Source organism: Bacillus sp. R45, assembly GCF_021729365.1.
In the GTDB taxonomy this organism is placed as follows: Bacteria; Bacillota; Bacilli; order Bacillales; family Bacillaceae; genus Bacillus; species Bacillus velezensis.
In genome coordinates, this window is sequence record NZ_CP091421.1 from 3,593,256 (window position 1) to 3,620,126 (window position 26,871).

The 26,871-nt window shown below is 48.0% G+C and carries 28 protein-coding genes and 1 pseudogene; 10 read left to right on the forward strand and 19 right to left on the reverse strand.

What is annotated here, in order from left to right; all coding sequences use genetic code 11:
• Nucleotides 1-23 precede the first annotated feature (23 nt).
• From L3V45_RS17825 to L3V45_RS17835, 3 genes are all read right to left on the reverse strand, one after another.
• The gene (locus tag L3V45_RS17825; protein ID WP_103695198.1) at nucleotides 24-455 is read right to left on the reverse strand and encodes a hypothetical protein; all 432 of its coding nucleotides are present in this window, start codon (nucleotides 453-455) and stop codon (nucleotides 24-26) included.
• Nucleotides 456-598: 143 nt separating this feature from the next.
• Nucleotides 599-1,117: a YwhD family protein gene (locus L3V45_RS17830; protein ID WP_003151045.1), complete on the reverse strand. Its 519-nt coding sequence runs from the start codon at nucleotides 1,115-1,117 to the stop codon at nucleotides 599-601.
• Between the two features lie 12 nt (nucleotides 1,118-1,129).
• A complete protein-coding gene (locus L3V45_RS17835) occupies nucleotides 1,130-1,789 on the reverse strand; it encodes a site-2 protease family protein (RefSeq protein ID WP_003151043.1) in 660 nt (219 codons plus the stop codon).
• A gap of 105 nt (nucleotides 1,790-1,894) precedes the next feature.
• Between L3V45_RS17835 and L3V45_RS17840 the strand changes: the two genes are divergently transcribed.
• A complete protein-coding gene (locus L3V45_RS17840; protein ID WP_003151042.1) occupies nucleotides 1,895-2,083 on the forward strand; it encodes a 2-hydroxymuconate tautomerase in 189 nt (62 codons plus the stop codon).
• Nucleotides 2,084-2,120: 37 nt separating this feature from the next.
• Here the strand turns inward: L3V45_RS17840 and L3V45_RS17845 are convergent, their stop codons facing one another.
• Nucleotides 2,121-2,540: a MarR family transcriptional regulator gene (locus L3V45_RS17845; RefSeq protein ID WP_003151040.1), complete on the reverse strand. Its 420-nt coding sequence runs from the start codon at nucleotides 2,538-2,540 to the stop codon at nucleotides 2,121-2,123.
• Between the two features lie 395 nt (nucleotides 2,541-2,935).
• Here L3V45_RS17845 and L3V45_RS17850 point away from each other — a divergent pair, with 395 nt between their 5' ends.
• On the forward strand, nucleotides 2,936-4,315 hold the full coding sequence (locus L3V45_RS17850) for an amino acid permease (RefSeq protein WP_003151037.1): 1,380 nt from the start codon (nucleotides 2,936-2,938) through the stop codon (nucleotides 4,313-4,315).
• 63 nt (nucleotides 4,316-4,378) lie between these two features.
• Here L3V45_RS17850 and L3V45_RS17855 read toward each other — a convergent pair whose 3' ends face one another.
• The 3 genes from L3V45_RS17855 to L3V45_RS17865 all read right to left on the reverse strand — a co-directional run bounded on the left by L3V45_RS17855 (nucleotide 4,379) and on the right by L3V45_RS17865 (nucleotide 6,605).
• Nucleotides 4,379-4,879: a YwgA family protein gene (locus L3V45_RS17855; RefSeq protein ID WP_003151036.1), complete on the reverse strand. Its 501-nt coding sequence runs from the start codon at nucleotides 4,877-4,879 to the stop codon at nucleotides 4,379-4,381.
• A gap of 39 nt (nucleotides 4,880-4,918) precedes the next feature.
• Nucleotides 4,919-6,220 (reverse strand): HD domain-containing protein, encoded by a 1,302-nt coding sequence (locus L3V45_RS17860; protein ID WP_003151035.1) that lies wholly within the window; start codon nucleotides 6,218-6,220, stop codon nucleotides 4,919-4,921.
• A 160-nt stretch (nucleotides 6,221-6,380) separates the two neighbouring features.
• Nucleotides 6,381-6,605, reverse strand: a complete 225-nt coding sequence (locus L3V45_RS17865; RefSeq protein ID WP_003151034.1) for a YuzB family protein — start codon at nucleotides 6,603-6,605, stop codon at nucleotides 6,381-6,383.
• 204 nt (nucleotides 6,606-6,809) lie between these two features.
• On the opposite strand from L3V45_RS17865, the gene L3V45_RS17870 reads away from it, so the two are divergent.
• The 4 genes and pseudogenes from L3V45_RS17870 to L3V45_RS17885 form a co-directional block, all read left to right on the forward strand.
• Nucleotides 6,810-7,583 (forward strand): RsfA family transcriptional regulator, encoded by a 774-nt coding sequence (locus L3V45_RS17870; RefSeq protein WP_139886742.1) that lies wholly within the window; start codon nucleotides 6,810-6,812, stop codon nucleotides 7,581-7,583.
• A gap of 261 nt (nucleotides 7,584-7,844) precedes the next feature.
• Nucleotides 7,845-8,159, forward strand: a complete 315-nt coding sequence (locus L3V45_RS17875; RefSeq protein ID WP_014306027.1) for a PadR family transcriptional regulator — start codon at nucleotides 7,845-7,847, stop codon at nucleotides 8,157-8,159.
• On the forward strand, nucleotides 8,160-8,714 hold the full coding sequence (locus L3V45_RS17880) for an HAAS signaling domain-containing protein (RefSeq protein ID WP_069013126.1): 555 nt from the start codon (nucleotides 8,160-8,162) through the stop codon (nucleotides 8,712-8,714).
• Nucleotides 8,715-8,811: 97 nt separating this feature from the next.
• Nucleotides 8,812-9,099 (forward strand): annotated as a pseudogene (locus L3V45_RS17885) (ATP-binding cassette domain-containing protein); the annotation flags it as partial.
• Here L3V45_RS17885 and L3V45_RS17890 read toward each other — a convergent pair.
• Together L3V45_RS17890 and L3V45_RS17895 are read right to left on the reverse strand one after the other, a co-directional pair.
• Nucleotides 9,080-9,943 carry an octanoyl-[GcvH]:protein N-octanoyltransferase gene (locus L3V45_RS17890; protein ID WP_057080302.1) on the reverse strand — a complete coding sequence of 288 codons (864 nt, stop codon included), beginning with the start codon at nucleotides 9,941-9,943 and terminating at the stop codon, nucleotides 9,080-9,082. The pseudogene L3V45_RS17885 and the gene L3V45_RS17890 overlap by 20 nt on opposite strands.
• Before the next feature lie 46 nt (nucleotides 9,944-9,989).
• Nucleotides 9,990-10,889 carry a cysJI operon transcriptional regulator CysL gene (locus L3V45_RS17895; protein ID WP_003151014.1) on the reverse strand — a complete coding sequence of 300 codons (900 nt, stop codon included), beginning with the start codon at nucleotides 10,887-10,889 and terminating at the stop codon, nucleotides 9,990-9,992.
• A 115-nt stretch (nucleotides 10,890-11,004) separates the two neighbouring features.
• On the opposite strand from L3V45_RS17895, the gene L3V45_RS17900 reads away from it, so the two are divergent.
• Nucleotides 11,005-11,982: a YeiH family protein gene (locus L3V45_RS17900; RefSeq protein ID WP_015387551.1), complete on the forward strand. Its 978-nt coding sequence runs from the start codon at nucleotides 11,005-11,007 to the stop codon at nucleotides 11,980-11,982.
• A 36-nt stretch (nucleotides 11,983-12,018) separates the two neighbouring features.
• Here L3V45_RS17900 and pta read toward each other — a convergent pair whose 3' ends face one another.
• Nucleotides 12,019-12,990, reverse strand: a complete 972-nt coding sequence (gene pta / locus L3V45_RS17905) for a phosphate acetyltransferase (protein ID WP_003151012.1) — start codon at nucleotides 12,988-12,990, stop codon at nucleotides 12,019-12,021.
• A gap of 262 nt (nucleotides 12,991-13,252) precedes the next feature.
• Between pta and hemQ the strand changes: the two genes are divergently transcribed.
• Nucleotides 13,253-14,017: a hydrogen peroxide-dependent heme synthase gene (gene hemQ / locus L3V45_RS17910; protein ID WP_236837133.1), complete on the forward strand. Its 765-nt coding sequence runs from the start codon at nucleotides 13,253-13,255 to the stop codon at nucleotides 14,015-14,017.
• Between the two features lie 119 nt (nucleotides 14,018-14,136).
• Entirely contained in the window at nucleotides 14,137-14,916 is a 780-nt protein-coding gene (locus L3V45_RS17915) for an NADPH-dependent reductase BacG (RefSeq protein WP_024085927.1), read from the forward strand.
• A gap of 16 nt (nucleotides 14,917-14,932) precedes the next feature.
• Here L3V45_RS17915 and L3V45_RS17920 read toward each other — a convergent pair whose 3' ends face one another.
• The 7 genes from L3V45_RS17920 to L3V45_RS17950 form a co-directional block, all read right to left on the reverse strand.
• Nucleotides 14,933-16,132 (reverse strand): transaminase BacF, encoded by a 1,200-nt coding sequence (locus L3V45_RS17920; RefSeq protein WP_234949493.1) that lies wholly within the window; start codon nucleotides 16,130-16,132, stop codon nucleotides 14,933-14,935.
• A 12-nt stretch (nucleotides 16,133-16,144) separates the two neighbouring features.
• Entirely contained in the window at nucleotides 16,145-17,326 is a 1,182-nt protein-coding gene (locus tag L3V45_RS17925; protein WP_003151007.1) for a bacilysin exporter BacE, read from the reverse strand.
• Nucleotides 17,323-18,741 carry an alanine--anticapsin ligase gene (locus tag L3V45_RS17930; RefSeq protein WP_003151005.1) on the reverse strand — a complete coding sequence of 473 codons (1,419 nt, stop codon included), beginning with the start codon at nucleotides 18,739-18,741 and terminating at the stop codon, nucleotides 17,323-17,325. Before L3V45_RS17930 ends, L3V45_RS17925 begins: the two co-directional genes overlap by 4 nt.
• A gap of 17 nt (nucleotides 18,742-18,758) precedes the next feature.
• Nucleotides 18,759-19,520, reverse strand: coding sequence for a dihydroanticapsin 7-dehydrogenase (gene bacC / locus L3V45_RS17935; protein ID WP_003151003.1), 762 nt, complete (start codon nucleotides 19,518-19,520; stop codon nucleotides 18,759-18,761).
• Nucleotides 19,517-20,227 carry a 3-((4R)-4-hydroxycyclohexa-1,5-dien-1-yl)-2-oxopropanoate isomerase gene (locus L3V45_RS17940; protein WP_003151000.1) on the reverse strand — a complete coding sequence of 237 codons (711 nt, stop codon included), beginning with the start codon at nucleotides 20,225-20,227 and terminating at the stop codon, nucleotides 19,517-19,519. The genes bacC and L3V45_RS17940 overlap by 4 nt, the downstream gene beginning before the upstream one ends.
• The gene (locus L3V45_RS17945) at nucleotides 20,217-20,831 is read right to left on the reverse strand and encodes a bacilysin biosynthesis protein BacA (protein WP_003150997.1); all 615 of its coding nucleotides are present in this window, start codon (nucleotides 20,829-20,831) and stop codon (nucleotides 20,217-20,219) included. The genes L3V45_RS17940 and L3V45_RS17945 overlap by 11 nt, the downstream gene beginning before the upstream one ends.
• A gap of 161 nt (nucleotides 20,832-20,992) precedes the next feature.
• Nucleotides 20,993-22,231 (reverse strand): MFS transporter, encoded by a 1,239-nt coding sequence (locus L3V45_RS17950; RefSeq protein WP_003150996.1) that lies wholly within the window; start codon nucleotides 22,229-22,231, stop codon nucleotides 20,993-20,995.
• Nucleotides 22,232-22,453: 222 nt separating this feature from the next.
• Between L3V45_RS17950 and L3V45_RS17955 the strand changes: the two genes are divergently transcribed.
• Nucleotides 22,454-23,656: a multidrug effflux MFS transporter gene (locus L3V45_RS17955; RefSeq protein ID WP_025853625.1), complete on the forward strand. Its 1,203-nt coding sequence runs from the start codon at nucleotides 22,454-22,456 to the stop codon at nucleotides 23,654-23,656.
• A 32-nt stretch (nucleotides 23,657-23,688) separates the two neighbouring features.
• Here the strand turns inward: L3V45_RS17955 and L3V45_RS17960 are convergent, their stop codons facing one another.
• A complete protein-coding gene (locus tag L3V45_RS17960; protein WP_236837135.1) occupies nucleotides 23,689-25,104 on the reverse strand; it encodes an amino acid permease in 1,416 nt (471 codons plus the stop codon).
• Between the two features lie 24 nt (nucleotides 25,105-25,128).
• A complete protein-coding gene (locus L3V45_RS17965; protein ID WP_043867524.1) occupies nucleotides 25,129-26,811 on the reverse strand; it encodes a M20 family metallopeptidase in 1,683 nt (560 codons plus the stop codon).
• Between the last annotated feature and the right edge of the window lie 60 nt (nucleotides 26,812-26,871).

Below are 26,871 nucleotides of genomic sequence, written 5' to 3' on the forward strand. Positions count from 1 at the left end.
GCCCGGTGCATTGCGCGCCGGGCTTAATCCGCGTCTTCCTCAAGCACCCATGGGAGCAAGAGTGAAAAGTCGAGATGGATAATAGGGTCAGGAAAACCCTTCGGTATAAAAAATGTTGTACTAGGCAAAGAAAACGAAAAGCGGATATCTCCCTCTCTCTCAATATGAAACTTCGGCCAGCCTTCCCTAAGCCTGCCGACAATCGGATAGCTGCCCGCATAATGATGCAGGCCGTTTTCCTTTCCATGCTCCCCCAAGTCGTGACAGACAGCCGGACGAATCCCAAACCGCGTAAACAGTCTTGTTTTCTCGGCGGGAAGGAGATTCACCGCCTCGGAAAAGTTCCGGCAGCTCCCGCAATCGCAGGGATCAGGCCATGATTTTTCATATTGCTTTCTCGTTTCCGCCGTATCTGCTTCAATGATCCAAGGCCCGATGTCAAAGACGGTGAACATGATGAAACCTCCGCGTAAACATGAAAAACCCCGAGTCTTGGTTCGGCTCGGGACTTTCCATGTCCTGATTCTGTATCAACAGTTTACTCAGTACAATTGCAAATTAGTGCAAATATTTATAAAGTTCACAAAAAGTTCACAAATTATTTTTCGTCCGGAAGCAGACCCGTTTTCAATTCATCGGATGAACGTTCCCAGAGCCCTTGGTCATGCTTCTGCAGAAATTCAGCAAGCACCTGCTTTGAGCTGGCGTCCATTTTGTCCACGATAATGCGGCGCTTCATTGATTTATCCATTAAATTCACATGCTCCGGCAATGACTTATAGCCTCTGCGGATACTTCTGTCCACGGTCATTTCACAAGCCGTCACACCCGCGTAATAAGGGCCTTCTTCTTTTCTGTCGATGGTGACCCACACGAGCCAGTACGGTTTTCCGTTCGGCACTTCATCTTTGTTCGGCAGGAATTTGATGCCTTTTTCAACGACACTGCGGGCATGCATTGCGCCGATGTCTACGAAAGCTTCCTTCTCTTCCACATCGACAAATACCGGAGAAATATTGTCAAGGCTCAGCGACCCGGCGCCAAAACCGCCATGTCCGTCGGTCGGATCACTTTTAATAATATTAAATCCGATTGTTTTCTTCTTTTTTTCTTCCATGAAAATACCCTCCTACAAAAGCGGTTGAAATATAATGGCAAATACCTTGAGAATCCAGTCTCTCCCCTCGCTTAACAGCGGCCACACGACATAGGAGCCGACCGGTGTCACAAACAGCACGAGAAACACGATAATCCCGTAGCTCTCAAACTGAGTCATTTTGGCGCGCACCCGCGGCGGCACGAGATCCTCAATAATCCGGTAGCCGTCAAGCGGAGGAAGCGGCAGCAGGTTGAATAAACACAGCGCGAGATTCAGCTGAATCCAAATAGAGAAAAAGCGGTCAAGCCCCATGCTGAATGCAGAAAGCAGCTCCATTCCGTAAGCATGCATCAACACTAGCAAAAAGAAACCGATAAAGGCAAGAAGCAGGTTGCTTACGGGCCCGGCGACGGAAACCAGCACTCCCGCCAGCCGCGGTCTTTTAAAGGCGCGGCGGTTCACCGGCACCGGACGGGCCCAGCCGAAACCCGCGACCAAAATTAGAATCGTTCCGAAAACATCAAGATGTTTAATCGGATTGAGCGTTAATCTGCCCTGTCTCGCCGCGGTATCGTCTCCGAACCGATACGCGACATACGCGTGCGCCAGTTCATGCATCGTAAATGCCACGATCAGCGTAATCACGACATAGGGCATAAGCTCCAGCGGATAATATAAAAATCTGTCCAAATGTCAAAATCCCCTTTTTTTAAAAATGCAAGATTGTCCTTCATTCAGTATACTATAAGTGATCTCTCTTCCAAAGAGAGGAAACGATAAAGGAGGATCAGCACCATGCCGCTCGTAACCGTTAAAATGCTTGAAGGCCGCACAGATGAACAAAAACGGAATCTGGTTGAAAAAGTGACAGAAGCCGTAAAAGAAACGACAGGCGCAGCCGAAGAAAAGATCATTGTCATGATTGAAGAAATGAGAAAGGATCATTACGCCGTCGCCGGCAAACGGATCAGCGATACGGAGTAATCCTTGATAATGGCCGGCGCTGCTATGTCAGGCCGGCTTATTTCACAACCTTTTCAACCAGGCTGAAAAAGATTTTCTTTTCTTCCTCTGTCAATGCTTCGAACAGTTCGTCAATGAGCAGCTGCCGGTTTTCAATCATTTGCATGGCCGCCATTTTTCCCGATTCGGAAAGCGTCATCCATACCGTGCGGCGGTCTTCATTGTTTCTCGACCTTTCCACGAATCCTTCTTTTTCTAAATGATTGAGAGCGGTTGTCGTGGCGGAAGGCGATAATGTGACCTCCTGCAATATATCTTTAATCGTGCACGTGCCGTGCCGGTAAATAATCCTCAGAATAAATCCTCTGATATTGTTTATACTCTTTGGAATTGTCGCCTCATCAAGCTTTTTCGTGCTCTTTAAATATTTCGTGAGCGCGTAATCCAGTACATTTGCTTGCAAGTTATCGTGCTTCATGCAGAAACTCCCCATTTCAAGATGCATCCATCATCATTTGTTTGTTTTTTATTACATTTTACTGATACCTTACGGAGAAAGTCAAAATTCCGGCCGGAATGCCCGCAACTTTTATCCTGCCCTGCACAGACTTTTGTCTCCCTCTTTTTTACCATATCCTTTTATGCAATGCTGGTTTTATAGACACGATTCAGGTAAAATCATTAAGGGTGACTGCGTTTGACGGAAAGGATAATCTGATCGGATGCGGCAGACAATATGATTGGAAAAGAAAAGAAAAGAAACGGAACAGACGGGGAAACAGAACACAGGATTGTCGATTACACAGAAGATGTGACACGGGTAAAAGCCAAAGAGTCCCTCTTGGCTTTTGCTTTTGGATGGAGGGATGCGTGTTGCGGAATATCCTACAAAAAAAAGACATCACCCAGCTGCTTGAACAAAGCAGAAAAAGGCAGACTGCCAAAACGATGGGTGGATTTGATTTAACATTACTGGGCATCGGCGCCGTCATCGGGACGGGCGTCATGGTTCTTACAGGCATTACAGCCGCGAAAAACGCCGGGCCTTCCGTAATCTTTTCTTTTATCATTGCAGCCGTTGTCTGCAGCCTTGCAGCATTATGTTACGCCGAAATCGCTTCTGTTCTCCCGGTTTACGGAAGCGCCTATATTTACTCTTATACCACCATGGGAGAAATTGTCGGCCATTTAATGGGCTGGACGCTCTTATCCGTTTATATGGTGACGGCGTCAGCGGTGGCAAGCGGCTGGTCAAGTTATTTTAATAATCTGTTAGCCGAAATCGGCATGCCTTTGCCGGACAGTCTGCTGCACGTGCCGAGCCAGGGGGGGATCGTCAACCTTCCTGCCATCATCATTACTCTATTAATTGCCGTCGTTCTGTCACGCGGCTCTAAAGAGAGCAAAACCTTTAATAATATAATGGTTCTCGTAAAAATCGGAATTGTTTTGCTGTTTATCATCACAGGAAGCTTTTTTGTAAAGCCGGGCAATTGGCATCCTTTTATGCCTTTTGGAATCAAAGGCGTCATTACGGGGGCTTCTGCCGTCTTTTTTGCGTTTCTCGGGTTTGACGCGATTTCGGCTTCGGCTGAAGAAGTCAAAAAACCGCAGCGCAACCTGCCGATCGGTATTATCGGTTCACTGGTGATCTGTACATTGGTATACGTCATCGTCTGTCTCGTCATGACGGGTATGGTTCCGTATTCACAGCTTAATGTGCCGGAAGCCATGTCTTATGTGCTGCAGACTGTCGGACAAAACGCGGTGGCGGGCATTATCGCTGCCGGTGCGGTGATCGGACTGATGGCCGTCGTTCTCGCTCATACCTATGCGGCGACCCGTATATCTTTTGCGATGGCAAGAGACGGAATGCTGCCGAAAGTCTTTACCATTGTCGGAAAGAAATCGGGAGCGCCAATCTTTAATACGTGGCTGATCGGACTGATCAGCGCATGCATCGCGGGTTTTGTTGATCTGAAAGAGCTGTCGGATCTCTCAAACATCGGCGCGCTATTGACATTTGCCATGGTCAGTCTGTCCGTGCTGATTCTGCGCCGCACCCATAAAGATCTGCCACGGGGATTTAAAGTGCCTTTTGTACCCGTACTGCCGATTTTGGCCATTATCTGCTGTTTGTTTTTAATGGTCAATCTGCCGCTGAAAACGTGGCTTTATTTTGCCGTCTGGCTGATCATCGGCGTCATCGTTTACTTTTTATATTCGTACAAGCACAGCAAATTGAGACAATAAACAAAACCAGGCCCGCTTCATCGCGGCCTGGTTTTTTCATAAAAAAAGACGAAAGCATCGCCTTTAACAAATGTGTTTCAGCTCTTCTATGTAGTGAAGCGCCTCATCATATTCTTCATCCGTATATTTCTGTTTGCTTTTTATCGTAAACACTTTCTCTTTCTTTTCCTCAGCTTCAAGGCCGTCAAAATACAAAATCGTAGACACCAGCTCCAGAAACCGGGATGAGCGGCTGTTGACGCTGTCGATGTACTTCTTCATATCCGGCATCTTAAGCTCCGCATGATGTAAAAACTCGGCTCCCGTCTCCGTCAGCGAGTACCGGTATTGAAAGTAGCCGCCCTTTTTTTCCTTCACCTCATCCAGAAACCCAAGATTGCACAGCTCTTCAATTCGAAGCGTCAGTTCTTCGGAATACGGGCCGTAAAAATGAAAATCATATTTTTCGTAGAAAGGATACTGCATTTTCTTCGCGATATAAATGATTTTCTGCAGCTTTTTCCGCCCGATGATTTCTCCAGAATCCGAGAACACCTTCATCAGTTTTGCATGTTCTTTCAACAAATTCCCGACATCTCCTTTTCCTTCTTTACCAAAATCCTTCTATGTCAGTCCCAGCAGCTGCCGGATTTTTAATTTTGCTTCAGGGTTTTCTGAATCGTCGCAAATGAGGTCCATCGGATAGTAGAGCTTATGGTCCGTCCGGCGTTTGCCCGAAATGGATTCGACAATGGCGGACTGCCTGGACAGCTCTTTGATCTGGCCGTTCTGCGTTAACAGATGAATCGGCAGACGCTCCTCCTCTTCACCCGGCCGGTAAAAATCATACGGCAGATCCGATGAAGAATCGACCACTAAATAGTAATTGGGATCAATTCCCGCCTCTTTAAAGAGAGCGGTCAGTTCAAAATAAGCCGACATTTCCTCATTCGGATTAAATTCGGCATATTGAAACAGCTGGCGGTTAATGAAGCGGCGGCACAAGTCGGACAGAATCGGGTCCTCTTCTTCCTCCCAAGCCTGGAAATAATATAAAATGATGGCTTCATCAAGCTTCAGATAATCCGCAAGCGTCAGCTTCCCTTCAAAAATGGAATAAAAATGAACGGGAGCATGAGTGAATATATACCCTTCTTCATGGAGCTGCTTCGCACGGTGGAGAATTTTCGTCAAAATGACTTCAGCGCTTCTCGTCACGGGATGAAAATACACCTGCCAGTACATTTGATAGCGGCTCATAATATAGTCTTCGACGGCGTGCATGCCGCTTTGCTTAATGACGATCTGGTCCTCTCGCGGACGCATGACCCTTAAAATCCGTTCCATATCAAAATGTCCGTAGCTGACGCCCGTATAGTATGCGTCCCGCTGAAGGTAATCCATCCTGTCGGCGTCAATCTGGCTCGAAATCAGGCTGACCACCTGTTTGTTTTTGTATGTTTTGGCAATGACTTCGGCAACATCCTGCGGAAATCCCGGTCCCGCCTTTCTGAGAACCTGATTCACCTCGGTGTCGCCGAGAATGATTTCCCTCGTATAGTCTTCATGATCCAGATGAAAAACCTTTTCAAAGGAATGCGAAAACGGCCCATGTCCCAAATCGTGCAAAAGCGCGGCGCTGAGACAGAGTTCGCGTTCATTGTCATCCCATTCAGGACGCCCTTTAAAAACATCATCAACCATTCGTCTGACAATCTCATAGACGCCGAGAGAATGGTTAAAACGGCTGTGTTCCGCGCCGTGAAACGTCAAATACGTCGTACCGAGCTGTTTGATCCGGCGCAGCCGCTGAAATTCACGGGTGCCGATCAAATCCCAGATCAGCTTGTCCCGCACATGAACATAGCGGTGAACGGGATCTTTAAACACTTTTTCTTCTGATAATTTTCCGTTTGGATACGCCATCGTCATTCCCTCTTTTTTTTAGCCGTGATTCTATTATATCGGCTCTGTAATTTGAAAACATCCTTGAATTTGTCCGGCGTTTTGTTCCAGTTTTCAATCATTGATTTTTTGAAGCAAAAAAGCCTGACCCATCGGGCGAGGCTGTCGTAAAAATGCACATTTACTTTTTGATCTTCTTTTTCACTTTCTCAATCAGCTCGTCCTCAGTCGGCGCCGACAGCGGGCGGTTGTTTACGAAAGCAAACGATTTCTTGCGTCCGGGCCCGCAATATGACTGACATCCGACCTCCACTTTTGCATCCGGGTCAGCTTCTTTCAAACGCGGCAGCAATGTCTTAATATTGGTGGCCTGGCAATCATCACACACTCGGAATTCATTAGCCATGATGTACGCTTCCCTTCATTCAATGTTCCTCTATGTTAAATCTTAATTTTTAAAAACGAAAAAAATCACATCACGTTTTATTGTACAAGGATTCATCTTATCCTGCAAGGCTCTGCGTATCTCTCATTCTTTCAGCCAATTTGTATAAATATTTTCCAATCTGGACATTCTAATACCATCAAAGATTATTGGGGGTTGAGAACATTGACAAAGCAAAGACAGGACGCCTGGTCGGAGGAAAATGACCTGCTGCTTGCGGAAACCGTGCTCCGGCACGTCCGGGAAGGAAGCACGCAGCTGAACGCCTTTGAAGAGGTAGGCGATAAATTAAACAGAACGTCGGCAGCGTGCGGATTCAGATGGAATGCCGTCGTGCGCCATCAATATGAAAAAGCGCTTCAGCTTGCAAAAAAACAGCGGAAACAGCGGATGCGCGCGCTCGGAAACGGCCAGCCGGCCAAGAAGAAACTATTATACCAGCCGCCTGCACCGGATGCGGACATCATTCAAGAAACCGCAGCCGAAGTGACGGTTCAAACGGAAGCGCCAAAAGAGGATCGGCAAGCCGTCATGTCCGGCGAACATATGCCTTATGTCGATGAAAGCTTCAAGGAAGAGTTAGCTAGTTTATCACATTTGCTGGCGCCTCAGCAGCCGAGCCAAAAGGCGGAGCTCACAATGGCAGACGTCATTCAATTTCTGCAGAGCTATGAAGGCAGCGGAAAGCAAACTTCCGCCCTGCAGATGGAAAATGACCGTTTAAAACGGGAAAACCAAGAACTTCAGTCTAAAACCGAGCAGCTGGAAGCGGCCGTCGAAAAGCTTGAAAAAGATCAAAAAACCATTCAGGAAGACTACGAAACCTTGGTGAAAATTATGAACAGAGCCAGAAAACTAGTTTTATTTGAAGACGACGAGCATGCGTCTCCGTCCTTTAAAATGGACCGAAACGGCAATTTAGAAAAAATGGCCGAATAACGCAAAAAACCCCTTTCTTTGTCATGGAAAAAGGGGTTTTTGCCATTTGTCAATGACGCGCATCCTGATCTATATTAATGTAAACATTGTTCAGGAGGCCTTCTTCCCGCAAGGGCTGCGCATCTCGGTCCCCGCCCGCACATAAGCATAAAGATTCAATTCCTCATCCCAAATGGTTCTTGGGAATTATTGATCGATTAGCTACTGTGCAATACACTGTATAGAGAATACAATTATTAGATATGATGGGAATGATAGTAAATGAGTAGCCAATTACGAAAAGGAGCATTGGAACTTTGTGTGTTGTCCCTGCTTCTTTATGAAGATTTATATGGTTATGAATTAATCAAGGTCATAAGTGAAACGTTCCCTGTATCGGAGGGCACCATCTACCCCATATTACGAAGACTTACGAAAAATAACTATTTAAAAACGTATACAGCAGCTTCAGATCAAGGCCCGTCACGCAAATATTACAAAGTAACAGAAGAAGGCGCCTTTTATCATCACACATTAAAATCGGAATGGCTTGACCTGTCCGAAAAAGTGAACAGCATCATTAAGGAGGGAAAATGAATGTGTAAAGACCAATATTTAAAACATCTCCGGCGGGAAATAAAAGATCTGCCGGAATTTGAGCAAAAAGAGATACTCGCCGATATCGGCGAAATATTCCAAATGGGCGTCGCTGAAGGAAAAAGCGATGAACAAATCGCCGGCAATTTAGGAAACCCCAAAACACTTGCGCGCGCCTTAAAAGCGGATATTTTCATCAGTGATGCCGAGGAGCAGAAAACATGGCGCTCCTTTTTCAAAGCATTCGGCCTGATGCTGGGTATGGGCATGTTCAACTTCATGTTTATGCTGACACCGTTTCTTTTTGCCTCTGTTGCGGTGTTAAGTTTGATGGCAATCGGCCTGATGCTGATGACCGGATCATTCTTTCTCCTCGTAAAAGTGCCGATTGTAACAGCCATTTTTAACGGATGTATGGTCCTCGGAGCGGGTATGGCGGTGTTTATGGCCGGATTTGATCTTTCGAAACTGATATTCCGCATCTTTTTGCGCTATTTCAAATGGAATGTCAGCATTGTAAGGAGGGAAACCATTGAATCGAAAAATGTGGTATAGCATTGCTCTCATTTTAATCGCTGCCGGCCTGATCGGAAGCATGTTCTTCGGTTTTGACGGCTTTTACCCTAAATCATAAGGAAGGTGTGCAAGTAGCATGAGTGAACCAGCCCTGATATTAAAAGATGTCTCTAAAACCATCAATCATACCCCTATTGTACAGTCAATTTCTTTCGATGTGAGAAAAGGCGAGATATTCGGCCTTTTAGGGCCGAACGGCTCAGGTAAAACCACTATTTTCAGAATGATCGTACAGCTTATTAAAAAAACAGAAGGAGCCATTTCATTCAGAGGCAGACCGGACAGCGACTTTGAATATTTTATGAGACATATCGGGGTTATCATTGAAACAAAAAAGCCCGGACTCAGTCCAAGCTTTCCTGCGTGCCGAACACCTTCTCATTCCGTTCCAGCATTCGGATCAGATTTTTTTCAAATACCATTTCCTCTTCCGGCGATAATTCGGCTGCATACAGGCGTCCGCTGAGTTCCTTCAGTTCAGTCAAAAGCGCCAGCATTAAGTCCTGCACGGTAATGTCCGTTTGCAGCAATTCGCTTAATGAAGCCATCGTTTCGGGCCGGATATCGGGATATACGCTTTTTGTATCGTTGCTTTTGTCTTTTAAAGCGGCTTGATAGAAACGTCTGATCAGATCGGCGCGTTCGCTTCCGCTTTTATCGGCACAGAGGTAAATCTGAACCGCGGTTCCGCCCCGCAGGCGTCTTTGTGAGATTCCCGCGAATTTTCGGCCGCCGATGCTGAGATCATAGCTGCCCGGACAGTACGATCCTTTAATTTCATATGCTTCAATTTCGGCATTGTACGGACGCAGCATCCGCCGCACCAGCTCTGTCATCGCCTCGTAGCCTCTGTCAATGTCGATGCCTTTTTTCTCATCTTCAAAAATAAGAGAAATATTCAATACGCCTTCATCGAGAACGACCGCGAGGCCCCCGGAATTGCGGACAATGACACGGTAGCCTTCGCCCTCCAGCAATTTCACGCCGTCCTCTAAAAACGGCAGGCGTGTGTCCTGAATGCCGAGCACGATCGTCCGGTGGTGCACCCAAGTGCGTGCCGTCGCAGGCGATTCCCCTTTGCCTACGGAGGCGCACAGCGTATCATCCATTGCGAATGACTGCTTCGCATCAAAATAAGGGCCGAGGCTGGATTGGTCAATGATTCTCCAGCTCGGCTGCATCAGTAAATCAATCGGTTGCTTTCCCATCTATATTAAATCCCTTTCGTCATAGGCTTTCCATGCATTTATTATATCACTCCGCTTGAGATGATTGAAATTGGCTTTTCAAAAGAGCGATGAAGATTTCTTTGTTTTTTGTGTTCTCCATAATGGAAGATTGGATGATAGACAGTTTCCGTTTTAAGGAGAATCCTTTTATCTCAAGCACGGAAATGCTGCCGTGAAGCAGATCCTTTTGCAGCACGCTTTTTGACAGAACGGAAAGACCCATTCCGCTGATCACGGCTTCCTTGACGCCCTGGTTGCTGCTGATCGTCATCATGGATTTCGGCCGCAGTCCGTTTGATTGAAGGACGTGGTCTAAATATTCCCTCGTTCCCGAACCCTTCTCCCTTGTCACCCACGCTTGATTTTGCAATTCGGCAGCCGGGATGTTTTTTCTGCCGGCGAGCGGGTGTCCGTTCGGTGCGGCAATGCACAATTCATCCTCCATAAACGGCTGAATGTCGAGCTCGTTTTTCCCCGTATGCCCTTCAATTAATCCGATATCGGCTTGAAGCATCCGAACCGCTTCGCTGACCTCCTCCGTGTTTCCGATCATGACGTCCAGGTTCAGTTCGGGATACTCGTCATGAAGCTTTGCGAGAAGCGGCGGCAGAATATATTCGCCGATGGTAAAGCTCGCGGCGATTTTGAGCTTCCCTTTGACATAATGATGGTGGGCGTAAATTTCAGATTTCGCCTGTTCGTACAAAAAGACCATCTGCTTGGCGCGCTGATAGAGAATGTCCCCCGTCGGCGTAGTCGTAAAGTGCTTCGGAGAGCGGTTCAGCAAAGCGGTTTGAAATTCTTTCTCCAGGTTTTTAATGTGAAGGCTGACGCTTGGCTGAGAAATCATCAGCTTCTGCGCCGCCTTTGTAAAGTTTTTTTCTTCCACGACGGCAATGAATGTTTTCAGTTCCCCATAATACAAAAAGCATCGCCCCTAATCATTATTTTTCCTAATCGTTTAGATCATATAAATATATTTTACTAATGATTAAGACCGCAGTAAAGTGGAGTTATCAAGATAATGGGAAGTGACTGAGATGAAGATGATAAAGGGTATTTCAGTTACCGCAGGAATTGCGTTTGCGGCTTTCTATGTCAGCCGCCTGCCGTTTTTGCATATGCTCGGAATGCTTGTCCTTGCCATGCTGATCGGCATGCTCTGGCGCGCCGTATTCGGACAGCGGGCGGCATTAGAGCCGGGGATCGCGTTCTCAAGCAAATACTTGCTGAAAGCAGGCATCATCCTGCTTGGCATGAGACTGAATCTGGCGGATATCTATCATGCGGGCTGGCACGTATTTGCAATTGCCGTCTGCTGTATGATGTTTGCGGGTGCCGTTGTATACGGACTGTCCCGGCTGTTCCGTATAGATCAGACACTCAGCACGCTGACAGCCTGCGGCACAGCGATCTGCGGAGCGGCTGCCATTGCCGCGATCGCGCCGCAGATCAGATCAAATGAAAATGCAGCCGCCATCAGCGCGGCCGCCGTTTCGTTATTAGGAACCGTTTTTACTGTTGTATATTCTCTTGCTTATCATGGATTAGGCTTTTCTCCTGCGGCTTACGGAGCCTTTTGCGGGGCAACGCTTCACGAAGTGGCGCATGCGGCGGCGGCCGGCAGCGCCGGAGGAAAAGCAGCCGTCGAGATGGCGGTGATCGTCAAACTGACCCGGGTCGCGCTGCTCGTCCCGGCCGCATTCATGCTCGGAATGCGGGCGCGCCGCAGCGGAAAGTCAAAGACGGCTTCTGCCGCTTCGCTCCCCATCCCTTGGTTTATCTTCGGATTTCTCGGAATGAGCGCCATCCATACATCAGGCGTTATTTCAGCTTCGTTTTCCGCATTTCTTGTTCAAGTGTCTTATGTTTTAATCGGCATGGCGATGGCGGGTCTCGGTTTGAAAGTCCATATATCGGCGTTTCGTCATAGCGGCTGGCGGGCGCTCGCAGCAGGCTTGATCGGTTCTCTCTGTTTGTCCCTGTTCGGCTGGGCCGCAGTGACATTCTTTCTATAAAAAAAGCCGGTCCTCGTAAAGACCGGCTTTTGCGGATTACAGCGCTTGAGCAGCCGTAATTAACGCAAGATTGTAGACGTCTTCCGCATTACATCCTCTGGAAAGATCGTTTACAGGCATATTCAATCCTTGCAGAATCGGTCCGACCGCTTCAAAGCCGCCTAAGCGCTGAGCGATTTTGTAGCCGATGTTTCCTGCTTCAAGGCTTGGGAATACAAATACATTCGCGTCTCCTTTAATGTCGGAGTCCGGCGCTTTTTTCTCCGCGACAGACGGCACAAATGCAGCGTCGAATTGGAATTCGCCGTCAAGCGTAAGCTCAGGCGCTTTTTCCTTCGCAATTTTCACGGCTTCAGCCACTTTGTCCGTCTCGTCTGATTTCGCCGATCCTTTTGTAGAGAAGCTGAGCATGGCAACGCGCGGGTCAATGTCAAACATTTGAGCCGTATTGGCGCTTTCAATGGCGATTTCGGCAAGGTCCTGGCTGTCAGGAGCAATGTTGATCGCGCAATCAGCGAACACATACTGCTCGTCACCGCGGGCCATGATGAAGACGCCTGATGTTTTTTTCACGCCTTCTTTTGTTTTGATGATTTGCAGTGCAGGGCGCACCGTATCGGCTGTAGAATGTGCGGCTCCGCTGACAAGTCCGTCTGCGAGACCTTTGTACACAAGCATCGTGCCGAAATAGTTTTCGTCCAGCAAAGCTTTGCGGGCCTGTTCTTCCGTCGCTTTGCCTTTGCGGCGTTCTACGAAAGCCTGAACGAGTTCTTCCATGCCTTCATATGTATGCGGGTCAAAAATGTCCACGCCGTCAAGCGTAAGATTTAATTCTTTCGCTTTTGCTTGAATGTCTTCTTTATTGCCGACTACGATCGGCTTTAATACCTTGTTGCCCGCCAAGTTATTGACCGCAACCAGGATACGTTCGTCCAACCCTTCAGGAAATACGATTTTCACATCTTTTCCTGCGACTTTTTCTTGTACTTTTGTAAATAAATCTGCCACGATATTCCCTCCTCTATGTTGACAAAAAACGCTTACTTTTACAGCATACTCTTCTTCCAGCTAAATTCAAATAACCAACTTCTATTATAGCGCTTTCAAAAAGAAATCTTATTTTTCTAACTAATTTAATTGACGGTTTGTTTCACGGCTTAGTTTCTGACACAAGGCTTCGGATTATTCAAGGTTTCTCCACAGCCGAAACGGTTAAACTGTGATATAGTGAAGACATCAATGTAATGAAAAGATATAGGAGTGAAGATACATGAGTGAGCAGCAAAAAACGAACGAAGCCGCCCAAACACTTGACGGCTGGTACGCGCTTCACGATTTCCGCACAATGGACTGGACGTCATGGAAGATGTTATCCAGCGATGAGCGCCTGTCGATTATTCACGAATTTACGGGACTGCTTGAAAAATGGGGCGTCGCCCAAAAAGAAGGCAAAGGCTCGCAAACCATCTACAGCATCGTCGGACAGAAAGCTGATTTCATGCTGATGATTCTTCGCCCGACAATGGAAGAGCTGAACGAAATCGAGCTTGAATTTAACAAATCAAAGCTTGCTGAATTTACGATCCCGGCTTACTCTTACGTGTCCGTGGTTGAGCTGAGCAACTACCTCGCAAGCGGAGAAGGCGATCCGTATGAAAACCCGCATGTCCGCGCACGCCTGTATCCTGAGCTGCCGGAAGCGAAATACGTCTGCTTCTATCCGATGGATAAAAGAAGAAGCGGCAATGACAACTGGTACATGCTTTCTATGGATGAACGCAGAAACCTGATGAGAAGCCACGGCTTGATCGGACGGAGCTATGCCGGCAAAGTCAAACAGATTATCACGGGATCTGTCGGTTTTGACGATTACGAATGGGGCGTCACGCTCTTCAGCGATGATGTGCTTCAGTTCAAAAAACTTGTTTACGAAATGCGCTTTGATGAAGTCAGCGCGCGCTACGGCGAATTCGGTTCATTTTTTGTCGGAAACCGCTTGTCTCTCGACACGCTTCCGAAGTTTTTGCACATGTAACACCCACCCGCCTGTCCGGCGGGTTTTTTCTTTGTCAGAATTTAAATAAAATTTGCTATTTTTATCATTTTTTTTTACGATGTAAAGGAGATTCCATTTTGGTAAAGGGGTGCAGACAGTTGTCAAAACGAACCGCATTTATTATGGGAGCCAGCCAGGGGATCGGCAAAGCGATCGCTCTGAAACTGGCGGACAATGGCTTTTATACCGTCATTAATTCACGAGTTCCCGAAAATATCGAATCGGTAAAAGAAGAGATCCTCGCCAAACATCCGGATGCGGGCGTCACCGTTCTGGCCGGCGATATGTCGGACCAGAAGGCGAGAGCCGGCATTTTTGAAGAGATCAGATCACAATGCGGACGGCTTGATGTATTGATCAACAACATTCCGGGCGGCTCGCCGGATACCTTTGAAAGCTGCGATATAGAGGATATGACAAATACCTTTACGAATAAAACGATCGCCTATATCGACTCTATGAAAACGGCCGCAGCGATCATGAAACAGCACGAATTCGGCAGAATCATTAATATCGTCGGAAACCTATGGAAAGAACCCGGCGCCAATATGTTTACCAACAGCATGATGAACGCCGCTTTAATTAATGCCAGCAAAAACATCGCCATTCAGCTTGCGCCTTTTCACATTACTGTCAACTGTCTGAATCCCGGATTTATCGCCACAGACCGTTATCACCAATTCGTAAAGAATGTCATGAAGCAAAACGGCATTTCTAAAGCGGAAGCGGAGGAACGGATTGCCTCAGGCGTCCCGATGAAGCGTGTCGGAACTGCGGAAGAAACCGCGGCGCTGGCTGCCTTTCTTGCCTCTGAAGAAGCCTCCTATATTACCGGACAGCAAGTGTCAGCCGACGGCGGCAGCATGAAAAGCATATAATAAAAACATCCCGCTCTCAGCGGGATGCTTCTTGTAATGAAGGAAAGGACAAACCTAGCTTTTGAATCCGCAGCACGAATTCCCTTAAATCGCCCTGTTTTGCCACCATTGATATTCTGACATAACGCTTTCCGCCGCTGCCGAAAATCTCGCCGGGCGTCACGACAACATGGGCATGCTCCAGCAGATAGTCTGAAAACTGGTGTGAAGACTCGAATTCATTCGGAATTTCAGCCCAGACATAAAAAGTCCCTTTCGGTTTTTCAATGCTCCAGCCTAATTCCTTTTCACATAACGCCGTGAAAAAATCAATCCGTTCTTTATATGTGCGCTTCAGACGCTCCGTATGCTCAGGATTTCCTGACAGCGCCGCCGCTGCCGCCTGCTGAAGACCGCCGAACATGCCGACGAAGACGTGATCCTGAAACTCATTGACCGCCTGAATGATTTTCTCATTCCCCACGGCAAATGCCATTCTCCAGCCTGCCATATTGAAGGTTTTCGAAAATGAATAAAGCTCCGCGCCGACCGTTTTCGCTTCTTTCGCCTGAAGAAAGCTGGCCGGGTTCTGATCAAATTCGAACGCGCCGTATGCAAAATCGTGAATAAGATGGATGTCATGTTTTTTTGCAAACGCAGCCGCTTTTTCATAAAACGCCTGATCCGCAGTCGCGCCCGTCGGGTTATTCGGGTAATTCAAAAACATCAGCTTGGCTTTTTTCAGGACGGCGGGATCAATCCGCTCAAAATCCGGCAGATAGCCGTTTTCCGGATGAAGCGGCATCTCATGCAGCTCCGCTCTGGCCATTGTGATTCCCGATAAATACTCAGGGTAGCCGGGGTTCGGGACTAAGGCGATATCGCCGGGGTTCAGCAGGCATTGCGTCAAAACGTACAAACCTGCTTTCCCTCCGCCGAACAGCGCGACTTCTGTCTCCGGATTGACCGATACCCCGTACTCTCTCTCATAAAATTCCGCGATGGCTTCTTTCAGAAACAAATAGCCTCTGAACGGGCCGTATCCGTGATACGAAGGATTCAGCGCAGCTTCCCGCAATGCTTCAACGATATGCGGCGGAGTGGGGAGATCGGGATTCCCCTGGCCGAGATTAATAATCTGGGCTCCCGTTTTCTCCATCTCTTTTACCTTTTGAAAAACGAGCGAAAATTCCTGTTTCGGAAGTGTCTTGATGACATCGGACGGTATGATTTCCATCTGAAAGGCTCCTTATAAATGGATTTGCTCTGATTCGTTATTCCGTTCTGAAAAGGATTTATTGACCAGTTTTGTATGCAGAAACAGCCCGCTGACCAAAAGGACGATAAACGCCATGATGACTGCCGCGTCTACAATGTTGATCAGCATGGAACCGGCGGCGATGCACAATCCGATGGACGCCTCCGCCACCGAAAAGATCCGGCCCTGAATCTGGTTCGCCGCGTTCTCCTGAACTTTGACCTTTGCCAGCACTTCACCGTATTCCATTGCGATAAAGAAAAGAATGGCGGCAATGACTGACACGGCGAAAATCGGGGTAAACAAAAACAGCGCAAGCGAGACGATCGATAACACTGTAAAATACATCAGCCCTTTATTGTTGTTAAAGCCCCATTTGCTGACAAGAGCGGCGCCGATAAAGCCGCCGAAGCCGATACAGAACGTCAGGATGAAATTGCCGATTTCCCCGTCGCCTAAAAAGCGGCTGACAATCGGGAAATAGCTGTAGACGACACCCCACAAAAGCGCCATCGTAATCATCGTGAACATGGCGTTTAACACAAAAGCATTTGTTTTGATTTCCTTCAGGCCTTCTTTAAACGACTGAAAAGCTTCTCTTACGTTTTCTGACTGAATCGGCACGTATTGAAGCTTAATGCGGCTGATGAAAAACGCGGAGACAAGATAGGTCACCCCGTTAAACGCGACGGCAAGCTCCACAGAACCGCCTAACAGAAAAAGTCCGCCGGCTGCAGCGCCGACAATAATCGAAATCGTCGTGGCTTTTGCAAACAAAGTGTTGATATTTTTAATATCCGCTTCTAAAGACGACATGACCGCGAGACGTGCCGGGTTAAAAAACACGCCGCTTCCGTATGAGACAAACAGCAGCGCCAGAAAAAGCAGCGGATATTCGCCTTTCGGGAGAAATGTCAGCCCCAAAAAGATGACACCTCTGATCACATCCGTCCACAGCATGATTTTCACCCTGTCGAGCCTGTCCACGAGCACGCCTAAAAACGGCTGAAACACCATCGGAATGCTGCGGACCGCGATAACGCCGGACGTCACCCAGTAGTCATGATAGTATGTAGACAAAATGAGCAGGGCCGGGAGAACGCAATAGTCTCCCATAAACGAAAGCGCCTGCCCGAAAAGCAAATACTTCGAGTTCGGTTTCAGCTGTTTCATACCGGTAACGCATACTTTGCAGTCAGCTTCGCCTGCTGCTGAATTTGTTTGATTGATTCGGCCACGTCACCCGAATTGCTTCCTTTCAGCTCAAACGCCGCAATGCTGTTAAACGCTTCGAACAGCCGCAGATCCACGGATGTACCCGCCTCGGCAGCCGAGAAAGAAACGAGTTCGGTGTCTCCCTTTAAGACGCCGTCGGGAATGTCAATGCTTTCAATGACGAAATCGACAGCTGTCTCAGGCAGCTGGCCGTTCTCTTTGAAATGCTGAGGATACAAGTGGCAGTCGGCGACATAACATGGCTCCTGCTCCAATAATCCTTTCGGCAGATCGGCTTCTTTTCCGAAACAGAGAACATCCAATAACAGTTGCGCCATATCGACGCCGAAGACCTTTTTAATATTCGGAATCATGTTCCAGCCCGCAAATCGCGCCGCTGATTCAATCAGTCCGGCTTCCCGGTTTTTCATTAATTTAATTTCTGTATGTGTCGCGCAGTTTTCGAGGCCGAGTCCTTCATTCGCCTTTTTGGCAGCTTCGATAATTTTCCGCTTTGCGTCATCATCCAGGATGGACGGCGTAATATGCGATGTCTCCGTGAATCCGATTTGCGGTGTTTTATCATGAATCGCCACAGGGAAGTATTCCCCGTCGGCCATGATGCCTTCTATGCTGATATAGTCGGAATAACCGCTTGTTTCATACCAGTCGTCATACTCGCCCTGCAAAAATTCTTCCGCGATAAAAGGCGCTTCAAACGTGACCGCTTTCGGTACGTTAATCGACTTCAGGTATTCATTGACTCTGTTAAATTCTGCTTCTGCCGTTTCCCTCTCTTTGATGAGCGTCACGCCGATGGAGCTCGCCAGATATGTAGGCTTCAGAATAAGCGGCGTTCCGATTTCCTGAAGCGCGGCGCGGAAATCTTCCAGCGTCGTCACCCGTTTATTTTTGATAGACTTGACGCCGGCCCGGTTGAAGGCGGCTCTCATTTTGTTTTTATCTCTGGCATTTTCAGCGGCCTGTACGCCCGCTCCCCGCAGGCCGAGACGTTCACACGCTTTTGCCATCGGAGCGATAAACAGTTCATTGTTGGTCGTAATGGCGTCAACCGCGAACATGTCAGCCACCTTGACGATTTCTTCGACGACTTCTTCCTCAGGTTTGTCATGATCTTCATGAGCCCAGTAAATCGAATCGGGATGCTCAAAATCAGCCAGACTCTTAAAATAGTCTTTATCTTTAATGACCGCAATCGAGTATTTTTCAATTAATGCCGCATGAGAGGCTGTAATTGCAAAAGGTCTCGGAATAAAGCTGACGAGGTTGTATTTTTCGGCTGCGCTTTTGTAAAACATATGCGGCGGGCATCCCCCAAGGTCAGCGATAACCAATACTGTTTTTCTCTCCATATGTAAACACTCCTTCTCTATTGTGCGGTGTATCCACCGTCTGCGGTGATCGCGCTTCCGGTCATATAGCTTGATAAATCCGAAGCGAGAAACAGCATGACGTTCGCTATTTCTTCAGGCTTGCCGAGTCTCAGCAGCGGATTGACTTTCGCTTTTTCTTTTTTGATTTCTTCAAGCGTGCCTTCGTTGTTTTCAAGGAACGACTTTTCATTCAAAGGTGTGTCAATGATTCCCGGGCACACGCAATTGACGCGGATGTTGTGTTTGGCGTAATCGACGGCCATCGAACGCGTCAGCTGCAATACGCCGCCTTTAGAGGCGTTATACGCGGGAATGTCGGGCCATGCGACGACTCCTCCGACGGAGCACGTGTTAATGATATTGCCCTTGCCGCTTTTGAGCATATACTTGAGCGCGTGCTTGCTCATAAGAAACATGCCCGTCAGATTGACGTTGAGCACTTTGTCCCAATCGCTCAGCTCCATCTCATGAATCGGGGCGACAATTTCGATGCCGGCGTTATTGATTAACACATCCAATCCGCCGAACTTGTCAACCGCTGACCGGATGGCATTTTGACAGGCCGGTTCATCTGTAATATCCGTCTGCACAAAATGCAGCCTGTCATTGTTTTCTTTCCGGATCATCGCTTCTCCCTGCGCCTCATCAATATCCGCGACGACCACATTCGCCTCTTGATTCAGAAACGCCTGAACCGCGGCATAACCGATGCCTGATGCGCCCCCTGTGATGAGGACGGTTTTATCCGTCAGGTTCATGACTCTTTCGCCTCTAATTTTTTCGCTTTTGCTCTGTTATAGCGCGGAGGGAAAAAGATATTGACTGATTTTGAATCTTTTTCAAATCTGTTGATGGCGCCGTGATCTTCTCTCGGATCGCAGAAATAAGCTGTGCCGAATGTCATATCCACTTTGCAGCCTTCAATGGTCATATCATAGCCGCCGCCGATGCAGATGCCGATCTGTTCATTGCGGTGTTTATGGAACGGCATTTCTCCTCCGTTGCCCGGAATGTTGGCAAGCATGATTTCCACCCAGTCTTCCACGAAGAACGTGACTTCCATCCCAGGCAATAAGTCTCTCGTTTTAAAAATATTCAAAAAATAATCCTCAGGGCTTGTATAGGTTTCACCGGCTTTCAGGCGTTTAATATCAATGGCGATCACTTCTTGATCCGTCTCATTTCTTGCGCCGTGAGGCACGTTAGGAGGCGCGATATAGGCTGATTCCAGCGCTGTCATCTTTCTTGTGACATCTCCGACAGTCATGGACAGCTCGCCGGAAACGACAAGGCCGATTTGGACTTCCTTATGCTGATGCGGTTCCACGTTTGTATGCGGCGGAACGTAAGAAAGCAGAACTTCCGTATCGCCTCTGACGGACGAATATTGTCTTACTCCGTTATCCCATTCTATTAATTTAGGCGTCGGGAAATAAAGTTCCTGCAAATCTTGTTCAGTTTTCATCATGAATCTCTCCTTTTCCGAATAATGACCAGCTCATGGGAATGCTTTTAAATGTTTTGACAAAGTGAAGGCCGTACTTTTGTCTGGCCAGCTCATTTGTCAGCGCGATGTCGGACAAACCGTCCTTCACTCTTTTCGCGGCTGCGCTCGTTGAGTTCACCAGATCAAACGTGACATCTTTACGGGTAAAATACTTAATCAAATTGATAGGAGACGGGTGGGATACGATGACAGTCTTATCAAGCATGTCATCCGTATATTCAAAACCGGGCCGGACAGCCAGGCCGTACATCGGGGTGTCGCACCTGAAAATTTGCAGAAGCTGCAGATCCGGTCTCATGTAGAAGTGCTTAATGCCGTCATACGCGTGAGGCACAATTGTGTATTCCAGCGGACTTTGAAGCGTTTTTTCAATGCACGATTCAAATGTATCATGCAATGATAATTTGCTGTTCACCCCTTGGAGAAGGGTGAAATTGGTGATGAAGTTTTTTGCTGCGTACTCACTGCTTGTCCCTTCAGGACCGAGCGTGTTGATCGTAATCAGTTTAGATATTGAATAAGCCTTGCTTTTTGTTTGAATGCTATTATCCAATATAATCATGAGCACCAACCAATCTGTTAAATTTTAAGTAAATATTATCCATAGACGTTCAAGCTGTCAATATTATTTGAAAATATTGATAATTATTCCTATATATTAGAAAACGCCTTATGATATAAGGTGTTAAAAATTTACATTTACAAAATTATAGAAACTTTATTTTACCGATACAATGATTGGTCGGTCTTATGCTCATATTTTCCATACCTTCTGTATGCCAAAACGCTGAGGACAAAGCCGATGAGGGTGACGGCCGCACAGATAAATCCGACAGCTGCATATCCGTATCCGACATAGACCGGACCCATGACAGCAGAACCCAAGGTGACGGCCAAATTGGACGCCAGACTGTAAAATGCCATGATTTTGCCCCGGCGGCTCTGTGAGCAATCACTTAAAATAGTGCTGAGCAAGGTCACCGTCAGGCTTTGCATCAATCCCCAGACGAATAACCCGATGACCAAAAACGGCATTGATGTTGGCGCATAGGCGAGACAGGAAAGCCATATGCTGATCACGGCCAATGCCGCGATCAAAGAGCGCATTTTCCCCGCCTTATCTGCGATTTTTCCGGTGAACACGCTCATGGAAAAACCGATTCCGTACACCATGATCAGCAGCCCTGAAGCTGTATTCCCACCCGGCATCACGCGGTGAAGATATGTACCGAGAAAGGAATACATGCCGTAAAAACCGATCATGTTGCAAAAAGTGATCGTGAGATATACAGGGACACGGGGCACCTTCAGCGCATCCCGGAAAGTGCCTGCCTGCCGTCCGTTTTCCTCTTCTGTTTTATTCCCATCCGCCGTGCTGCGGCGCGCCTCAATGAAAATGAGCGAAGCAACGAGGACAGACATGAGGGCGAAAATCCAAAACGTCCACCGCCAATTCAAAACGCCGCCGATAAAAGAGCCGATCGGAACGCCGAAAATCAAAGCGAGCGACCAGCTTGACACGATCAGACCCATCACCTTGCCGCGGTACGCATAAGGCACACGGTCGCCGACCACCGCATATGCTGTCGGCACAAACGCACCCGCTGCAAGCCCGGAAAGCGCCCTGCCCAGAAAGAAGAAAAAGAGATTGTGCGCCAGCGCGCAGATCACCGTGCCGGCCGTAAATATAAGCAGTCCCGCCAGCAGACTGAGTTCCCGGGAATATTTATCTCCCAGCGGAACGAGAAGCGGCGCCCCGATAAAAATCATCACTCCGTAAATACTGATGGAAAGCGCCAGCACACTGACATCCGAGCTGAAAGCCCGCGCTAAATCCGGAAGCAGCGGAGAAATCACCAGCTCTTCAGAACCCGCGGCAAATACCCCTAATGTCAAAGCAAGCGCGAGACAGACCGGAAATCGGCGTTTCGTTTCGATGTGATCGGTTTGTTTGCTGTTCATGCTCTTTGAACACCTCTTCCGTAAAACTTTTCTACCTTTTGTTGTTTTATAGTTTAGCATCCTTATATTTCATTTTACATTTCACATGAAAACTAATTCTGATTTTTTATTTACATTCAGATTTTAAATAAAATATTTAGTTTATATTCAATAAATGATATAAAATACGCCGTCTGGTTATGCTATAGTGATAGAATCATTTGTTAAGGTGGGGGTCATGAAATGAATAACGCTGATTCAAAGGCCGCCCGCGCAGGCCTCGGCATGGTACTGATTCTCGGGACGCTCGCTTCATTCGGGCCGCTTTCGCTCGATATGTATCTGCCCGCTTTGCCTGAGGTGGCGGCCGATCTTCATACGACAGCGTCACTTGCGCAGCTGAGCCTGACGTTTTGTCTTTTGGGGCTGGCTGTCGGGCAGATCGTTGTCGGGCCGCTCAGTGATATGATCGGGCGCCGGAAGCCGCTGATTCTGTCATTGCTGCTTTATACGCTGTCTTCTTTATTATGCGCCTTCAGCCCTTCTGTTTCGTTTTTAATTGTCATGAGGTTTATTCAAGGATTCACCGGGGCGGCCGGAATCGTCATCGCACGGGCTTCCGCACGCGATATGTATTCCGGAAAAGAATTGACGGCTTTTTTCTCATTACTGATGCTCGTCAATGGGGCGGCGCCGATTTTAGCGCCGATTACAGGGGGATTTATCCTTCAGTTCGCCGGCTGGAAAATCGTATTTATCGTGCTGGCGGTAATCGGCTGTATCATTTCTGCCGCCGTGCTTACGGCGTTGCCTGAATCACTCCCGCCGGAAAAGCGGACAAGCGGCGGACTCCGGGAGACGCTGATGACGTTTCGCGGCCTGCTTGGCGACCGGATGTTTATGGGATTTGCGCTCAGCCAGGCATTTGTGATGACCGGCATGTTCGCATATATTGCCGGGTCGCCGTTTATACTGCAAAACATCTACGGCGTATCGGCGCAAATGTTCAGCCTGCTGTTCGCCGTAAACGGTGCGGGAATCATATGCGCCACCCAAATCACCGGACGGATGGCCAAAACACATGATGAACGGAAGCTGTTTGTCTCCGGTCTGATGATTGCCGTCATCGGGAGCATCGCTTTGCTTTTATCACTTGCGTTTGGTTTAGGCCTGGCGGCAGTCTGCATTTCTTTATTCATCATTGTTTCTTCTGTCGGGATCGTCACGACGACGGGATTTTCTTTGGCTATGCAGAAACAGGAGAAAGGCGCGGGAAGCGCTGCGGCTCTTCTCGGACTCCTGCCCTTTATCGGCGGTGCGGCTGCCGCTCCCCTTGTCGGTATTGCCGGAGAAGAAAATGCCTGGCCGATGGCCGTCAGCATTTTCGGTTTTCAGTTCTGTGCCGTTCTATCCTATGTTCTGTCGGCCAAACGAAACACAAAGTAAAGCCCGCCGCTTTAAGCGAAGGGCTTTTTTTCTTATCCGGCAGCGCCTTTTTCCGAAGAAGCCGGCTCACGCTTCAGGCGTTTTTTGATACCGAAGTGATAATACGCGTAACAGATGATCATCAGCGGGACACCGCAGTACAGACCGATACGCTGGTCGGGGATAAAGATGAGACTGATTAAGATAAGACCGTAAACCGAAAATCCGAGAATCGGCACGATCGGATAAAGAGGCGTTTTAAATGCCAGGTCCTTCAGATTTCCTCCTTCAGCGAGAAAGCGTCTCCGGAAAACGAATTGTGAAGCGCAGATTGACATCCACGCGACGACGGTAATCATACCGGAGATGGAAATGAGCCACACATACACCGTTTCAGCCGCGACTACACTTGTCAGCAGGGATAAACCGGAGATGGCGATGGTGATGAAAAGAGCTTTCAGAGGCACGCCTTTTTTCGTCAGTTTCGTTAAGGAAGCGGGGCCCATCTTAGTTTTTGACAGGGACCACATCATTCTGGACGAAGCGTACAGCCCGGAATTCGCCACCGACAGCATGGCGGTCAGAATGACAAAGTTCATGATATCAGCCGCATAAGGAACGCCGATTTTATCCAGCACAGCCACAAACGGGCTTTCGATGACGCCTGCCGTTTGATACGGCAAAATGGACACGAGAACAAACATCGCCAGCACGAAGAAAAAAAGCGTCCGCCATATGACGTTTCGGATCGAGCGGGGAAGCGTCTTTTCCGGATTTTCGCTTTCTCCCGAGGCGATTCCGACCAGTTCGGTACCCTGGAATGAAAAATTCACCATAACAAGGGTAAACAGCACGGCTTGGGCGCCGTTCGGAAAAAGCCCTTTGTCCGTCGTAAAGTTTGACAGATACGGAGCCGTCTGCCCGCCGTTAAAACCGACAAAGCCGAATACCGCAGCGCAGCCGAGAATAATAAACAATACAATGGCCATGACCTTAATGCTGGAAAACCAAAATTCCATTTCCGCAAAACTCCGCGCAGACAGCGCGTTAATGGAAAAAATGACGCCGAATACCAGGCACCACACCCAAATCGGAACGGCCGGAAACCATCGCTGCATTAAAATCCCCGCCGACGTCAGCTCAAGCCCCACTGTATTGGCCCAGCTGAATGCGTACATCCATCCGATCGTAAATCCCGTCGACGGCCCGAGAAACTTTGCGGCATACGCCTGAAATGATCCTGCGACCGGCATGGCAACCGCGAGCTCCCCCAAACAAAGCATCACCAGGTACATTAAAAATCCGCCGATCACATAAGCCAATATCGCGCCGATCGGTCCCGCTTCACTGATCGTAAAACCGGAGCCCAGAAAAAGCCCCGTCCCGATCACGCCGCCGAGGGCGATCATAAACAAATGCCGGCCCTTCATCGTGCGCTTCAATTCAGTTTGGTTCGTATCTCCCTGCATATACATCCCCCTTATTCCGTAATGTCAGCCATTTGTGCGTATGTCTAATCGGCAGCTGTGCAAAAGGTGCATTGTCGTCTGCTGAATGAGTTCCGGCAGCACATGGAATGTGTACGGTTTGTACACGCGTTCCGTCCATTTATGGCCGTCCTTTCCGTATACCCCTATATTGACCGACGGAATATTCAATTCCCTGATTTCATTAAAAGGAATCGTCCCGATGACATCCCAGCCCGGAAAATTATCGGTAAAGGCGGAGACCTCCTCATCTGTTTCATGCAGCGATAAAAAGCTTCCGTCCGCTAAATAAGGGAAAAACTTTTTAAAGACGAATGTTTCTCCGGTTGATGCCGCTGTTTTATCGACCGCTTCTTGAATGACATGCTGCAAAAGCCGGTCCCGTGTGCTTTCTTCCTTCAGATAATTGTGCGGAAGGTAAGGCGGCGCATAGAAAATAATGACCTTGGCTCCCTGCTCAGGATCGAGTTTTTGCAGTTCTTCGACGGCTTTAAAACATCTCATCCGCAGTTCAAGATGTTCATATGTTTTAAATGCCTGCCCGATACACTGTGCAGGGTCTATCCCGCGGCTTCTCAGCCTTTTCAGGTAATCTTCCAGACTGTACACTTGAACGTTCCATGACATCTCTTTTTTCGGCAGGCTCGTTCTCTTACAGTATTCGTCGTAATAATCAGATAATTTTTGTTCTGTCTCTTTGCAGGCTTCGTCAGCCACGGCGGTCAGCTGATCCATGACTTCTTTGGCGGTTTTCTCGTAAATAAAATAATTAAAATAGACATAACTGCTGACGGCAGTCTGCACGTTATACGCTTCCTTATTGTCACGCTGGTAGAGGCAGGTCGGCGGAAGGACAAGCTCCCCTTCAATGTTTTCCGCCATATGAATATTGTTGTGAATTCTTCTGGTGATTTCTGACGCGATCAAATTCGGATCGATGCCGGACAGCGTATCTCCGACATGCACCTCCCGCCCGTAAATCGCAAAGCAAGGCAAAAGCTTCCCTGCCGCACCCGTGTATATGTACCTTGTCGTGTCACCCTCATACAGCGGCGTGATAAAATCGTTATTAATCGCTGCTAAATAACGAATCTGCTTTTCTTGTTTCAGCCGTTTTAATTCAGAAATGCTGGTTAAAATGCCGGAATGCTGGCTTTCTTCATCCGGGTTTGCCATGAACAGAATATGGCCCGGCAGCTGATCGCGCCGTTCAGAAAAGTGAAGCAGATTGGCGAGATGAACGGCAATACCGCTCTGCATATCAACCGAACCCCTTCCGAACATCCACTCGCCTGAGCGGGCGTCCCGCTGCACATCCCGATCAAATTCATAGTTTGAGAAATATTCCGCGAGACGGTCGGAATCAAAAGCGATATCTTTTAAAGGGCCGAAATCCTCGATGCCGACCGTATCAAGATGAGCGTGATAAATGACCGTATTCAGGCTTTCGCCGTTTCCCTCAATAAATGCGAAAATATTTTTGCGGCCGTAAGGGTCCTCAGGAATCGCCTGCTCCCACACATGTGACGGATTCTCCTGAAAGTAGGGAAAGCTCTTGATCATATCTTTGATATAGTCGGCTTTTTTTCCTTCTCCCAATGTGCCGTTGATGCTGTTTAAGGCCACCAGTGATTTCGTAATGGCTTCTATTTTCTCCTCCGGAAGCATTTTGCTGAGCTGCTGATACATATTCCATCCTCCTTACCCTCATATAGAGAAAATAGCGCGACTCTCTTTTTCATCGCGCTA

What these genes read in the sequence shown, in the direction of transcription:
- L3V45_RS17825 (WP_103695198.1), bottom strand. Translation starts at nt 455, where the DNA reads ATGTTCACCGTCTTTGACATCGGGCCTTGGATCATTGAAGCAGATACG.
- L3V45_RS17830 (WP_003151045.1), bottom strand. Translation starts at nt 1,117, where the DNA reads ATGGAAGAAAAAAAGAAGAAAACAATCGGATTTAATATTATTAAAAGT.
- L3V45_RS17840 (WP_003151042.1), top strand. Translation starts at nt 1,895, where the DNA reads ATGCCGCTCGTAACCGTTAAAATGCTTGAAGGCCGCACAGATGAACAA.
- L3V45_RS17845 (WP_003151040.1), bottom strand. Translation starts at nt 2,540, where the DNA reads ATGAAGCACGATAACTTGCAAGCAAATGTACTGGATTACGCGCTCACG.
- L3V45_RS17860 (WP_003151035.1), bottom strand. Translation starts at nt 6,220, where the DNA reads ATGGCGTATCCAAACGGAAAATTATCAGAAGAAAAAGTGTTTAAAGAT.
- L3V45_RS17865 (WP_003151034.1), bottom strand. Translation starts at nt 6,605, where the DNA reads ATGGCTAATGAATTCCGAGTGTGTGATGATTGCCAGGCCACCAATATT.
- L3V45_RS17875 (WP_014306027.1), top strand. Translation starts at nt 7,845, where the DNA reads ATGAGTAGCCAATTACGAAAAGGAGCATTGGAACTTTGTGTGTTGTCC.
- L3V45_RS17880 (WP_069013126.1), top strand. Translation starts at nt 8,160, where the DNA reads ATGTGTAAAGACCAATATTTAAAACATCTCCGGCGGGAAATAAAAGAT.
- L3V45_RS17890 (WP_057080302.1), bottom strand. Translation starts at nt 9,943, where the DNA reads ATGGGAAAGCAACCGATTGATTTACTGATGCAGCCGAGCTGGAGAATC.
- L3V45_RS17900 (WP_015387551.1), top strand. Translation starts at nt 11,005, where the DNA reads ATGAAGATGATAAAGGGTATTTCAGTTACCGCAGGAATTGCGTTTGCG.
- hemQ (WP_236837133.1), top strand. Translation starts at nt 13,253, where the DNA reads ATGAGTGAGCAGCAAAAAACGAACGAAGCCGCCCAAACACTTGACGGC.
- L3V45_RS17920 (WP_234949493.1), bottom strand. Translation starts at nt 16,132, where the DNA reads ATGGAAATCATACCGTCCGATGTCATCAAGACACTTCCGAAACAGGAA.
- L3V45_RS17925 (WP_003151007.1), bottom strand. Translation starts at nt 17,326, where the DNA reads ATGAAACAGCTGAAACCGAACTCGAAGTATTTGCTTTTCGGGCAGGCG.
- L3V45_RS17930 (WP_003151005.1), bottom strand. Translation starts at nt 18,741, where the DNA reads ATGGAGAGAAAAACAGTATTGGTTATCGCTGACCTTGGGGGATGCCCG.
- bacC (WP_003151003.1), bottom strand. Translation starts at nt 19,520, where the DNA reads ATGAACCTGACGGATAAAACCGTCCTCATCACAGGGGGCGCATCAGGC.
- L3V45_RS17940 (WP_003151000.1), bottom strand. Translation starts at nt 20,227, where the DNA reads ATGAAAACTGAACAAGATTTGCAGGAACTTTATTTCCCGACGCCTAAA.
- L3V45_RS17945 (WP_003150997.1), bottom strand. Translation starts at nt 20,831, where the DNA reads ATGATTATATTGGATAATAGCATTCAAACAAAAAGCAAGGCTTATTCA.
- L3V45_RS17950 (WP_003150996.1), bottom strand. Translation starts at nt 22,231, where the DNA reads ATGAACAGCAAACAAACCGATCACATCGAAACGAAACGCCGATTTCCG.
- L3V45_RS17955 (WP_025853625.1), top strand. Translation starts at nt 22,454, where the DNA reads ATGAATAACGCTGATTCAAAGGCCGCCCGCGCAGGCCTCGGCATGGTA.
- L3V45_RS17960 (WP_236837135.1), bottom strand. Translation starts at nt 25,104, where the DNA reads ATGCAGGGAGATACGAACCAAACTGAATTGAAGCGCACGATGAAGGGC.
- L3V45_RS17965 (WP_043867524.1), bottom strand. Translation starts at nt 26,811, where the DNA reads ATGTATCAGCAGCTCAGCAAAATGCTTCCGGAGGAGAAAATAGAAGCC.